Raw genomic sequence first — 12,643 nt, forward strand, 5'->3', positions numbered from 1 at the left:
GCTATAGATGAGACAAAGTCAAATGTTAATTCCGACTCTGAAGGAAGTACCAGCTGATGCAGAATCGGCCAGCCATCAGCTTCTTCTGCGGGGAGGGTTCATCAGGCAGAATGCTGCCGGAATTTACTCTTACCTGCCCCTCGGCTATAAAGTCATAAAAAAAATTGAGACGATTATCCGGGAAGAGATGGATCGCATTGGTTCACAGGAACTCCTGATGCCTGCGATGCAGCCGGCGGAACTCTGGCATGAATCCGGTCGTTGGGATGTCTACGGTCCGGAACTGATGCGTCTTAAAGACCGCCACGGACGATTTTTTGCGATGGGAGCGACAGGCGAAGAACTTGTGACCAGCCTGGTACGGGACACACTTAATACTTATAAAAAGCTTCCAATGAGTGTTTATCAGATTCAAACCAAATACAGGGATGAAAAAAGGCCGCGCTTCGGATTGCTTCGCGGGAGAGAGTTTATCATGAAAGATGCGTACACTTTCCACGCGACAGAAGAAAGTCTCGATGATGCGTACTGGAAGATGTTTAACGCGTATAAAAACGTTTTCGAAAGGTGCGGCCTGAAATTCCGGGCGGTGCTAGCAGACTCAGGAGCCATGGGTGGCAAGGACACCCATGAATTCCAGGCACTTGCTGAAATAGGAGAAGACACGATCGCCTATTCGGACCAATCTGACTTTGCCGCTAATCTTGAGATGGCACCGGTAATCTCAAGGGAGACGCTTGCTTCGAGTGAAACTCTTCCGCTTGAGAAGAAGTCCGGTAAGGTGGCCGAATCTGATGATCGATTGATCACAGCCTGCTGGTTTAAAACCCGGACCGATACCGTGCTTGTCTTCTTAAAAGCAGTGGATGAGGTAAATGATGTCAAGGTTAAAAATCTTTTGGGAACTGACCTTGTCGAACCGCTTGAAAGGGAAAGCCTGCTTGACGCACTGCATCCGGATGACAAGATCCTTATTTTTGCGGATCAGGGACTGAAGGGACAAAAGGATGGTGTATTCTATAACACTGCTGAGGATCTGACTTACATAAACATCGATCCTGAACGTGACCTTCATATCAGTCAATTTGCTGATCTGCGTTTTGTAAAAGAAGGAGATCCTTCACCTGATGGAAACGGAACAATAAAATTTGCGAAGGGTATTGAGGTCGGGCAGGTATTTAAACTCGGAACGAAATATTCAGAAACAATGGGCGCCCTGTTTCTGGATGAAGAAGGAAAGACCAAGCCATTGATTATGGGCTGCTATGGAATTGGAGTTTCAAGGACTCTTTCTGCGATCTGCGAGCAGTATCATGATGAAAAAGGGCTGATCTGGCCGAAATCTCTTGCACCGTTTGATATTCATCTCATAACTGTTAACCCGAAAAATGATGAGCAGCTCACGCTCTCTGAGAAGCTTTACTCTGATCTTTCCGATCTGGGCTTTGAAGTATTGTGGGATGACCGCAGGGAACGACCGGGGGTCAAATTTGCCGACAGTGAACTGATCGGCTGTCCTGTACAGGTTGTCGTTGGAAAGAAAGCCCCAGAGTCAATCGTCGAAGTGGGAGCGAGAAAAGAACAGGCGGAAGGCAGAAAAGAAGTTGCGGTAGAAACGCTTAGTCAAGTGGTTACAGATTTGATGGCCGAATTGAATTAATTAAGGATGGCAGATTTTGTTTTAACATGGGGAGCAATTTTGCATCCCTTTTCTTTTTATAAGGTTATGTATGTTTAATGTTGATTTTGCCCCTCCGTTGATTGGAGCGGAGGGCACGAGACTTCTGCGGGATCAGCGAACCTCCTGGCCTCACAGAGAGGGTGCCGTGCGAGGAGGTTCACCGATCGCCTGAAGCAAAAAACAACAGACAAGTTTAAAAGCCTATTAGAAAAAAATGAGGGGAGATGCCGCAAATGACAGAGTCGCAGACAAAATCGGCAAAATGGTCAATTTTGATGCAACAGGTGGAAGCTCCGGAGGAATGGCTGTCCAAATTTTTTCAGAATGGTGAAATCGAAAAACTGACTGTGTTCCGCTCAGAAAAGCGCTGGCATTTTGATTTTCTTATCGACCAAGTTCTTCCGTCACAAGTCTATGAATGGTTAGAGAACAGGCTGAGCAAACATTTTCAACCAGTCGTGTCCAGTCTGAGCTTTTCAATACATACCCGGTCAGAAGAAGGTTTTGTAGATAGAATAGCAGAATATTGGTCCGAAGTGAGAAGCAGGCTTGCCGAAGAATTTCCGGCGATGAAAACCTGTTTGTCCGATCAGAATCCATATGCTGAAGGTAAGCAGTTTTTCCTCTCAGCGACAAATGAAACAGAAGCAGGATTAATGAAGCGGAAACTACCGCATTCTTTAAATGAACAGTTTCGGAGATTTGGTTTTCCGCCTCTATCGCTCGAAGTTAAAATCAATCAGGACGATAAAACAAAAGCTTATGACTCATTTGTCAGACAGAAAGAGGAAGAAGATCATCAGAAAGTTCTGCAGGCAATGCTTGAACATGAAAAAAGCAAAGAAGAAGCAGAGGTGCCGAGCGGTCCTTTTAAAATAGGCTATGATATTCATGATGATCCCGTACCGATTGAAACGATCCAGGATGAAGAACGCCGAATAACTATTCAAGGATACATCTTTGATAGTGAAATTCGGGAACTGAGAAGCGGGAGAACGCTGCTTCTATTTAAAATTACAGATTACACTGACTCTCTCATGATCAAAGTCTTCTCGCGTGATAAAGAGGACGCTGCCAAGTTCCAGAACTTAAACAAGGGTATATGGGTTAAAGTGCGTGGGGGGGTGCAGAACGACAGTTTTGCCCGGGATCTGGTTATGATCGCAAACGATATAGAAGAGGTTCAGCCTGCCAAAAAGAAGGATAATGCACCTGAGGGCGAAAAACGTGTGGAACTTCATACACACACGGTGATGAGCCAGATGGACGCGGTAGTCACGGCGACGGCGCTTGTTAAAAGAGCGAAAGAATGGGGACATCGGGCGATCGCAATTACTGATCACGGAGTCGTCCAGTCATATCCGGAAGCCTTTTCCGCTGGACAGAAATTCGGCGTGAAAGTGCTGTACGGCATTGAAGCCAATATGATTGATGACGGCGTCCCGATTGCCTACAATCTGGATCATCGGCTACTCGCGGATGACACCTATGTCGTATTTGATGTGGAAACGACCGGGCTTTCAGCAGTATATGATACGATTATTGAACTTGCGGCGGTCAAAATAAAAGACGGGGAAGTCTTGGATAAATTCGATCTTTTTGCGAATCCACATCATCCCCTTCCAAAGAAAATTATTGAACTGACAAGCATTACCGATGAGATGTTGGCGGATGCTCCCGATGCCGGAGAGGTGATCTCGGCATTCAGAGATTTTGCCGGAGACGCAATTCTTGTCGCTCATAACGCGACCTTTGATATGGGCTTTCTGAATACCGGATATAAAAAACTGGGATTTGATAAGGCGTCAAATCCAGTCATTGACACACTGGAACTCGGACGTTTTCTATACCCTGAGTTCAAGAATCATAAACTCGATACGCTCTGTAAGGCATTTAATATCGAGTTGACTCACCATCACCGGGCGATTTACGATACAGAGGCGACAGGGTATCTTGCCTGGAAAATGCTGAAGGATGCGGCAGAGAAGGGTATGAGTTACCACGATCAACTGAACGATAATCTTGGCAAGGGAAACATGGATCGCATTCGTCCGTCACATATCATTCTCCTTGTGAAGAACCAGACCGGCCTGAAAAATCTCTATAAATTAGTTTCACTCGCTCACGTGAAATACTTTTTCCGGGTACCAAGAATTCCCCGTTCGATACTGAACAAGTACCGTGAAGGGCTGATTGTCGGATCAGGCTGCGACAAGGGGGAACTATTCGAGACGATGATGGAGAAGTCGTCGGAACAGGCTGAGAAAGTAGCGGAATTCTATGATTATATCGAAATTCAGCCTCCGTCGAACTATATGCATCTTGTAGAAAAAGGGATTCTTCGTGATGAATTGGCACTTAAAGATGTCATGATGAAACTGGTCCGTTTAGGTGAAAAAATGGGTAAGCCTGTTGTCGCAACCGGGGATGTCCATTATTTGGATGAACATGACCGGATCTACAGGAAAATCCTGATTTCTTCGCAGGCGGGAAACCCGCTCAACAGACAGACATTACCCTCTGTGCATTTCAGAACAACGGACGAAATGATCGAATGCATGAGTTTCTTGGGAGAGGACAAGGCTAAGGAAGTCGTTGTAACCAATCCGAACAGAATTGCCGACTCCATCGAAGACGTGCTGCCCGTTAAAGACAAACTTTACACACCGACAATTGACGGGGCAGAGGAAGAGGTCAAAGAAAAAACATATGCGCGCGCTCATTTTCTTTACGGTGATCAGCTACCTGAAATAATGGAAAAAAGACTGCAAAAGGAACTGAAGAGTATTATCGGGAACGGATTCTCGGTCATCTATTTGATTGCCCATAAACTTGTAAAAAAATCATTGTCTGATGGCTATCTGGTTGGTTCCCGAGGTTCTGTTGGATCTTCACTCGTCGCTACGATGCTGGAAATTACAGAAGTCAATCCGCTTCCTCCACATTATCTGTGCCCGAAATGTCATCACGTTGAGTTTTTTACCGATGGTTCAGTTGCCTGCGGTTTTGACCTGCCGGATAAAGAATGCCCGGAATGCGGCACAGCGATGAAAAAAGACGGTCACGATATTCCTTTTGAAACTTTTCTCGGATTCAAAGGAGATAAGGTCCCTGATATTGACCTTAATTTTTCGGGCGATTACCAGCCGGTCGCGCATAACTATACAAAAGTGCTGTTCGGAGAAGACAAAGTCTACCGCGCGGGCACGATAGGCACCATCGCAGATAAAACAGCTTACGGTTATGTGAAAGGCTACGAGGAAGATACAGGCAGCCATTTTCGGGGCGCAGAGCGTGACCGTCTCGCTGCCGGATGCACCGGTGCCAAGCGGACAACAGGGCAGCACCCAGGCGGCATCGTTGTTGTTCCCCGTGATATGGAGATTTATGATTTTACGCCAATTCAGTACCCCGCGGACGATAAAACGGCGGAATGGCGTACAACCCATTTTGACTTTCATTCCATTCACGACAATATCCTGAAACTCGATATTCTCGGACACGACGATCCGACCGTGATCCGTATGTTGCAGGACCTGAGCGGGATTGATCCTAAAACAATCCCGACTGATGATAAAGAGGTTATGAAGATTTTTAGTTCAACCGAATCGCTCGGTGTGAAACCGGAACAGATCAGCAGCAAAACCGGGGCGCTGGGTATTCCTGAATTCGGCACACGGTTCGTTCGCCAGATGCTCGAAGATACGAAACCGACGACGTTTGCCGAACTTGTGCAGATATCGGGCCTGTCTCACGGGACGGACGTCTGGTTGGGGAACGCGCAGATTCTGATCGATGACGGAACCTGTGTGCTCAAAGACGTGATTTCATGCCGCGACGATATAATGATTGATCTGATGCACCAGGGGCTTGAACCATCCCATGCCTTCAAAATTATGGAATCTGTTCGAAAGGGCAAAGGCCTTAACGATGAGTGGATAGCCGAAATGAAAGAGAATAATGTTCCGGACTGGTATATGCAGTCCTGTCTCAAAATCAAGTACATGTTCCCAAAGGCTCACGCCACTGCGTATGTTCTGATGGCATTCCGTATCGCCTATTTTAAGGTCCACTATCCGATCCTGTTTTATGCGACCTACTTTTCGGTCCGCGCAGACGATTTTGATGTCGATGTAATGAAACAGGGTTCGCAGAGAATTAAAGACAAGATGGATGAAATCGATCAGAAGGGAAATGATGCGCTTCCGAAAGAGAAAAGCCTCCTGACAGTGCTGGAGGTCGCACTTGAAATGTGCGAAAGAGGATTCAGTTTCCAGTCAGTGGATCTTTACAGATCAGATGCCACAAGATTCTTGGTTGACGGCAAGACACTGATTCCACCTTTCAATGCCATTCCCGGCATAGGAACCAATGCTGCCAAAGCCATTGCACAGGCGCGGGATGAGGGGGAATTCCTCTCAAAAGAGGATCTTCAGAAAAGGGCGAAGATCTCGAAAACTGTTCTGGAATACCTTGAAAACCAGGGGTGCCTTGAAGGAATGCCTGACGCGAACCAGCTCTCGCTTTTTTAAAAACCACCTGTTTTCGGTTCAACAAGAGCGAATCTTTTTCTCTTATTTGCATTAAATTCATTACTGAAACAGTGGGAAATGGCTGTTCTTGCCTTGGATAGCCGTGTATGATATAGTGTTTATGGAAATACTGGAAATAGTTCGTCTGCAAAGAGTGGGAATTTCCCACTCTTTCGTTTTCAAAAGGAGGCTGGACATGGCAAGCGCGATCGCGAAGATTACAGATGAATTGATTTCCCCGATTCTGAGCGAGCTAAATCTTGAACTCGTGGACATCGAATTCGTTAAAGAGGGAAAAAATCACTTTCTCCGTGTCTTCATTGATTCACCGCAGGGTGTCGACCTGGATACCTGCGCAATTGTCAGCGAAAAATTAAGTGAAGCACTGGATGAAAAGGATCCGATCAAGGAAGCTTATTTTCTTGAAGTTTCCTCTGCAGGAGCAGAACGTCCACTGAAGAAATATGATGATTTCGTTAAATCTGTGGGGAAAGATGTACATTTAACCACGTATGAACCCATCAATGGATCGAAAATTTTTGAAGGAAAACTTGAAAAGGTAAGTCGTGACAATATAGTTTTGGCAATTAAGAACAAGACCAGAGAAGAACATGTCACGCTAACCTTCGAAAAGATAGCAAGTGGCAGGCTCGCGATCATCTTTTAGGCTTTGCATCACCGTTATACAAAGGGGAGAAAAAAATGAGCAGTGATTTAGTGGAAGCCATGACGGCGTTGGAGAAAGATAAGGGAATCAGCAAGGAAGTTCTGCTTGATGCTCTGGAAGCAGCTTTGATCTCCGCTTATAAGCGCAATTTCGAGCAGGCTCAGAATGTCAGGGTAGATATTAATGAAGGCCTCGGGCAAATTAAGGTTTATGCAAGAAAAGAAGTTGTTGAATCCGTAGAAAATAATAATACGCAAATTTCTCTGGAAGGTGCGAAAGCCCTGAATCCTCATTATCAGATTGGCGACACCGTTGAGATTGAGGTCACTCCCCGGAATTTCGGCAGAATAGCTGCCCAGACAGCCAAGCAGGTTGTCACTCAGAGGGTTCGTGAGGCGGAACGCAATGTGATTTTTTCTGAATTCACCGATCGTGAGGATGATATCATGACTGGTATTGTTCAGAGGCTTGATCATCGTTTTATTTATGTCGATCTCGGACGTGTGGAGGCACTTCTCCCTCAGTCGGAGCAGATGCCTAATGAAACCTATCGGCCTCATGACAGAATAAAAGTTTATATCACAAAAGTTGAAGATGCGAAAAAGGGACCTATGATTACTGTATCAAGAACACATCCGGGTCTCCTAAAACGGCTCTTTGAACTAGAAGTTCCTGAAATTTATGATGGTACAGTTGAAATTAAGTCTATTTCCCGAGAAGCGGGCGATCGTTCCAAACTTGCGGTTTATGCTGAGGATCCTGCAGTGGACGCGGTCGGTGCCTGTGTCGGTCAGAAAGGTTCACGTGTCCAGACGATCGTGAATGAACTTAAAGGCGAGAAAATCGATATCGTGAATTGGTCCGAGGATCCTGTGACTTATGTTGCCAATGCGCTTAGTCCTTCAAAAGTCGTTAAAGTGATCGTTCATGAGGCCGAAAAGGCCACGACGGTGATTGTTCCAGACTATCAGTTATCCCTCGCTATCGGTAAAAAAGGTCAGAATGCGCGCCTTGCAGCAAAACTGACAGGGTGGAAAATTGATATAAAAAGCGAATCGGAAGCAGAAGAGGCCGGACTTTTTGATGAAGATGTCTCTATTGACGAATCAGAAGTCACTCAGGACGCGCTGGATGAAACAAGCAGTGCAGATGTTCCGGCTGCTTCAGATTCAGATGAAAGCTGAGGAGGACCGTGACATTGCCAAAAAAGCGGAAAATACCGATGCGAAAGTGCATTGTCTGCCAGGAATCGACTGAAAAGCGTGACCTGTTCCGCGTCGTCCGTTCTCCGGAGGGCGATGTGTTTCTTGATCTGACTGGAAAGAAAAACGGCCGCGGGTTCTATATTTCCAAAAAAAAGAGCTGTGTTTTGAAAGCAAAGGACAAAAATATGCTTTCACGGAATCTGGGCGTTACGGTTCCCGATCAGGTATTTGAAGATATGATTTCTTATTTGGGGGAACATCCTGCCGATGCCGCAGAAGAATAAGAATTGGGTGCCTCTTCTCGGGCTTGCGCGGCGGGCGGGGAAAGTAGTTTCTGGTGAAGACACAGTTCTTCGGATGATACGAGATCAAAAAGCCAAGGCCGTTATTATTTCGCTGGATGCATCTGCCCGTACAAAAAAAACTGTGGGAAACAAGTGCAGCTATTATCAGGTTCCTCTTTTGCAGGTTCCGGACAGGGTTCAGCTCGGCCAGGCTATTGGCCAGCCGGCACGCGTGCTGGCGGCAGTCACAGATGCCGGATTTGCGGGAGGACTGATCGAACGGCTTGGACCATCAATACGGGGGTGAATATATGAGCAAGATGCGTATTTATGAGTATGCCAAAGAGCATCATGTAACAAGTAAGGAAGTTATTGATATACTGGAAAACATTGGCTTTACGATTAAAAGCCATATGTCGGTTATTGAAGATAATGCCATTAACCAGTTGAACCGCAAACTGAATAAAAAAACGGTCAGTGCCGGCCAGCAGGCAAAGGCGGAACCGAAAAAAAAGAATACAGAGGGTACTGTGAACCAGACAAAAACTAAAGAAAAAAAAGTGACTCATCAGACGTTGGAAAAGAGAGACCGGAACGGAAATGCTTTTAAAGGAAAGACTGCGAATAATAGTGTCGGGGAAAATTCGAGAAACAATTCTGGCAATAACAATGTAAGAAGCAATTCTGGTAATAACAATGTAAGAAACAAAAATGGCAATTCAAAGTCTGGAAACTGGGGAAACAAACCTTCAGGATCAAATGACCGCAGCGAATTCGGTAACAACCCAAACGGAGGACGCCGCAAAGGACGCCGCGGAAACAATCAGGGCAGAAGAAGAGGAAACTTTTCCGCTTCCAGCAGAGAGAAGATGGAGATCAAACTTCCTGAGAAAATTACCATTTCAGGTTCTCTGACTGTCGGACAATTTGCGGAGAAACTGGGCCGTCCTTCTACGGATATCATTAAAAAACTGATGGTTCTCGGAGTCATGGCGACGAAGAATCAGGATCTGGATAAAGATACCATTGAGCTTCTTGCCGGTGATTATGGAGTAAGAGTTGAGGAAGAGGTCATTGTCGATGAGGCCAGCTTTGAAGATGAAGGGCTGGAAATTGATGAAAAAACTGCAGTTCTCCGCCCACCGGTTGTCACTATTATGGGTCATGTCGATCATGGGAAGACCACTTTGCTGGACTCAATCCGGCATACGAAGGTTACTGCAGGTGAAGCGGGAGGTATTACTCAGCATATCGGTGCCTACCAGGTGGTTCATGAGGGCAAGAAGATCACATTCCTGGACACTCCGGGTCACGCCGCTTTTACAACCATGCGAGCGCGTGGAGCGGAAATTACGGATATCACGGTATTGGTGGTCGCAGCAGATGACGGAGTGATGCCTCAGACGGTCGAAGCGATTCACCACGCCAGGGCTGCTAAGGTGCCGATCATTGTTGCGGTAAATAAAATTGACAAGCCGAATGCCAACCCTGACCATGTGATGCAGGAACTATCCGAGCAAGGACTTGTTCCGGAAGACTGGGGCGGCGATACTATTTTCGTCAAAATCTCGGCGAAAAAAGGGATTGGAATTGATGATCTTCTTGAAATGATTCTGCTTGTAGCAGAGGTTAATGAATATAAAGCAAATCCGGAGAAACCTGCCCGCGGGGCGGTGATTGAAGCGGAGCTGGATAAGGGGAAAGGGCCTGTTGCAACCCTGCTTGTTCAGAATGGTGCTTTGAGAATTGGGGACGCTATCGTTGTTGGAAACACGTTCGGACGTGTCCGCGCCATGGTGAACGACCTCGGTCGTCGTGTCAAAAAAGCGACGCCGTCAACGCCTGTTGAAATTACCGGATTAAATAATGTTCCGCAGGCCGGAGATCAGTTCATGGTCTTTGAGGATGAAAAAAAGGCGCGCCAGATTGGTGAAACACGGGCTGAAAGAGCTCTGATCACTGAACGGAAAGAAACAACGAGCAAAGTCAGCCTGGATGATCTTTTCGAAAAGATCAAAGAAGGTGAAATGAAAGAGATTAATGTCGTTATTAAAGCCGATGTTCAGGGATCAGTCGAAGCACTTTCCGGTTCGCTCAAAAAAATTGATGTCGATGGAGTAAAAATTAATATTATTCACGCGGGAGTCGGCGGGATTAGTGAATCGGATATTATTCTTGCTTCGGCTTCCAACGCGATCATCATCGGATTTAATGTGCGTCCTGATAATCATGCAAAAGATGTCGCTGACCAGGAAAAAGTCGATATAAGGCTTTACCGTGTCATTTATGATGCCATCGATGAAATGGAAGCTGCGATGAAAGGTATGCTTGATCCTGAGTATAAGGAAAAAGTGATCGGTCAGCTGGATGTCCGTACAACCTTCAAAGTGTCCAGAATCGGCACAATAGCTGGGTGCTATGTTACCGACGGCCTCATTTCCAGAGACGCAGGAATCCGCTTGGTACGCGATGGTGTGGTCATCTATGAAGGCCATGTCGACACGCTTAAACGTTTTAAAGATGATGCCAAAGAAGTGAAGGCAGGGTTCGAATGCGGTGTGACTCTGGAAAATTTCAATGATATCAAAGAAGGCGACACGATGGAGGCCTATGTGATGGAAGAGGTTCAGCCTAAGTGATCGCGGGACTGCTGCAATGTGAATGCATCCTGTATTCCGCAGCGTCGCTTAAAGACAAGCGTTCGGTTATTCTGAGCATTCTTAGGAAAGCAATTAACAATCATAATCTTGCCGCAAGTGAGACGGATTTTCAGGATACATGGCAACGGACAACGCTTGCATTTGTGTCTGTCGGAACATCCCGTGTGAGTGTGGAGCGTGAGCTGAATCGCGCGCTTGCACTTATAGACGGTTGCCCGGATATCGAACGAACAACAACAACATATGAATGGTTTTAAAAGGAGGGTGACCCCATGGCCAATTTAAGGGTGCATCGCGTCGCCGAGCAGATGAAAAAAGAAATGAGCGACATTATTGAACATCGGCTCAAGGATCCACGTGTCGGGTTTGTTACAGTAACCGGAGTCGACGTAACCGGTGATCTTCAGGAGGCCACGGTTTATGTCAGCGTCTTTGGTGATGATGAGAAGAAAGCCGCGACGCTTGAGGGTCTGGTTAAGGCGAAGGGCTTTATTCGGAGTGAGATAGGAAAACGAATCCGTCTCAGAAAGACACCGGAAATTCAGTTTAAATTTGATCAGTCCATAGAATACGGAAGCCACATTGACAGCCTGATCAATGATCTCCACCAAAGAGATAAGTGATGGTGCACAGTTATGTGCACCATCCCGTAAGTGCAAAAATGAATTAAGTCAAAAGGATGTCTTAAGATGGCTGAATATGATGGACTTTTGCCGCTTTATAAGCCTCGGGGCATGACTTCCCATGACTGCATCGCAAGGCTGCGGAAGTTATTGGGATTTCGCAAAATCGGACATACCGGTACCCTGGATCCCGAAGTAGACGGTGTTCTCGTTCTATGTTTCGGAAAGGCGACAAAGATCGCCCAGTATCTTCTGGACTATGGAAAAGAGTATAAGGGGACGGTATGTCTCGGCACCTCAACAACCACAGAAGATGCCGGAGGCGAGACGATAGAAAGCAAGGAAGTTTCGGCGGCTATTGGTCGAGAAGAAGTGGAAGCTGTCTTCGAAACATTTAAAGGGGAAATTGAGCAGACGGTTCCCATGTATTCAGCGGTTAAGGTAAATGGAAGGAAGCTTTACGAATATGCGAGGGAAGGGATACAGGTAAAACAGCCTGTCCGTAAGGTCAGAATTTACGAGTTAAAGTTAGATAGTGCTAGCCCAATGTTTGAAACGCTTTTGCCTTTCATTGTTTCCTGCAGCAAGGGGACGTACGTCCGGACGCTCGCTGTTGACATTGGCCGAAAACTCGGGTATCCCGCACATTTGGAGTCACTCACACGAATCAAGGCAGGTTCGTTTGCCATCGATAACTGCCTGACATTTGAAGAAATCGAAAATAAACAGGCGGTCGGTCAGTTTTCAGACTGTCTTGAACCGCTTGAATCCGGCTTGAATCTGATGGAAAGCTGGACAGTTGATGATCATATAGCCGTTAAGATTGTCCATGGGGCGGTTCTTCCCTCGCCAAAAAAACTTCAGGGCCGGACATTCGCTGTGTTTAACCAGAAAGGCTGCTGCCTGGCGATTTATGAACAGCATCCGGAAAAAAGCGGGTATGTAAAGCCAAAGAAGGTTTTGGCTAATGGCCCTGAATGACCGGACGAAA

The 12,643-nt window shown here is 46.3% G+C and carries 10 protein-coding genes; all 10 read left to right on the forward strand.

What is annotated here, in order from left to right; genetic code table 11:
• Positions 1-7 precede the first annotated feature (7 nt).
• The 10 genes from E4665_RS01170 (at position 8) to truB (ending at position 12,633) form a co-directional block, all read left to right on the forward strand.
• On the forward strand, positions 8-1,660 hold the full coding sequence (locus E4665_RS01170) for a proline--tRNA ligase (protein WP_135346961.1): 1,653 nt from the start codon (positions 8-10) through the stop codon (positions 1,658-1,660).
• 254 nt (positions 1,661-1,914) lie between these two features.
• Positions 1,915-6,213: a PolC-type DNA polymerase III gene (locus E4665_RS01175; RefSeq protein WP_135346962.1), complete on the forward strand. Its 4,299-nt coding sequence runs from the start codon at positions 1,915-1,917 to the stop codon at positions 6,211-6,213.
• A 196-nt stretch (positions 6,214-6,409) separates the two neighbouring features.
• Complete coding sequence (rimP, locus tag E4665_RS01180; protein WP_135346963.1) at positions 6,410-6,880, forward strand: ribosome maturation factor RimP; 471 nt, start codon at positions 6,410-6,412, stop codon at positions 6,878-6,880.
• Positions 6,881-6,915: 35 nt separating this feature from the next.
• The gene (gene nusA, locus E4665_RS01185; protein WP_135346964.1) at positions 6,916-8,064 is read left to right on the forward strand and encodes a transcription termination factor NusA; all 1,149 of its coding nucleotides are present in this window, start codon (positions 6,916-6,918) and stop codon (positions 8,062-8,064) included.
• A 14-nt stretch (positions 8,065-8,078) separates the two neighbouring features.
• Positions 8,079-8,369: an RNase P modulator RnpM gene (gene rnpM, locus E4665_RS01190; protein ID WP_135346965.1), complete on the forward strand. Its 291-nt coding sequence runs from the start codon at positions 8,079-8,081 to the stop codon at positions 8,367-8,369.
• Positions 8,353-8,676, forward strand: coding sequence for a YlxQ family RNA-binding protein (locus E4665_RS01195; protein WP_135346966.1), 324 nt, complete (start codon positions 8,353-8,355; stop codon positions 8,674-8,676). The genes rnpM and E4665_RS01195 overlap by 17 nt, the downstream gene beginning before the upstream one ends.
• A 4-nt stretch (positions 8,677-8,680) precedes the next feature.
• Complete coding sequence (infB, locus tag E4665_RS01200; RefSeq protein WP_135346967.1) at positions 8,681-11,008, forward strand: translation initiation factor IF-2; 2,328 nt, start codon at positions 8,681-8,683, stop codon at positions 11,006-11,008.
• Positions 11,005-11,286: a DUF503 domain-containing protein gene (locus E4665_RS01205; RefSeq protein ID WP_135346968.1), complete on the forward strand. Its 282-nt coding sequence runs from the start codon at positions 11,005-11,007 to the stop codon at positions 11,284-11,286. The genes infB and E4665_RS01205 overlap by 4 nt, the downstream gene beginning before the upstream one ends.
• A 15-nt stretch (positions 11,287-11,301) precedes the next feature.
• On the forward strand, positions 11,302-11,652 hold the full coding sequence (gene rbfA / locus E4665_RS01210) for a 30S ribosome-binding factor RbfA (RefSeq protein WP_135346969.1): 351 nt from the start codon (positions 11,302-11,304) through the stop codon (positions 11,650-11,652).
• A gap of 66 nt (positions 11,653-11,718) precedes the next feature.
• Positions 11,719-12,633: a tRNA pseudouridine(55) synthase TruB gene (truB, locus tag E4665_RS01215; RefSeq protein ID WP_135346970.1), complete on the forward strand. Its 915-nt coding sequence runs from the start codon at positions 11,719-11,721 to the stop codon at positions 12,631-12,633.
• Positions 12,634-12,643 lie beyond the last annotated feature (10 nt).

It is taken from the genome of Sporolactobacillus shoreae (assembly GCF_004684935.1).
In the GTDB taxonomy this organism is placed as follows: Bacteria; Bacillota; Bacilli; order Bacillales; family Sporolactobacillaceae; genus Sporolactobacillus; species Sporolactobacillus shoreae.

What these genes read in the sequence shown, in the direction of transcription:
- nusA (WP_135346964.1), top strand. Translation starts at nt 6,916, where the DNA reads ATGAGCAGTGATTTAGTGGAAGCCATGACGGCGTTGGAGAAAGATAAG.
- E4665_RS01175 (WP_135346962.1), top strand. Translation starts at nt 1,915, where the DNA reads ATGACAGAGTCGCAGACAAAATCGGCAAAATGGTCAATTTTGATGCAA.
- E4665_RS01195 (WP_135346966.1), top strand. Translation starts at nt 8,353, where the DNA reads ATGCCGCAGAAGAATAAGAATTGGGTGCCTCTTCTCGGGCTTGCGCGG.
- truB (WP_135346970.1), top strand. Translation starts at nt 11,719, where the DNA reads ATGGCTGAATATGATGGACTTTTGCCGCTTTATAAGCCTCGGGGCATG.
- rbfA (WP_135346969.1), top strand. Translation starts at nt 11,302, where the DNA reads ATGGCCAATTTAAGGGTGCATCGCGTCGCCGAGCAGATGAAAAAAGAA.
- E4665_RS01170 (WP_135346961.1), top strand. Translation starts at nt 8, where the DNA reads ATGAGACAAAGTCAAATGTTAATTCCGACTCTGAAGGAAGTACCAGCT.
- infB (WP_135346967.1), top strand. Translation starts at nt 8,681, where the DNA reads ATGAGCAAGATGCGTATTTATGAGTATGCCAAAGAGCATCATGTAACA.
- rimP (WP_135346963.1), top strand. Translation starts at nt 6,410, where the DNA reads ATGGCAAGCGCGATCGCGAAGATTACAGATGAATTGATTTCCCCGATT.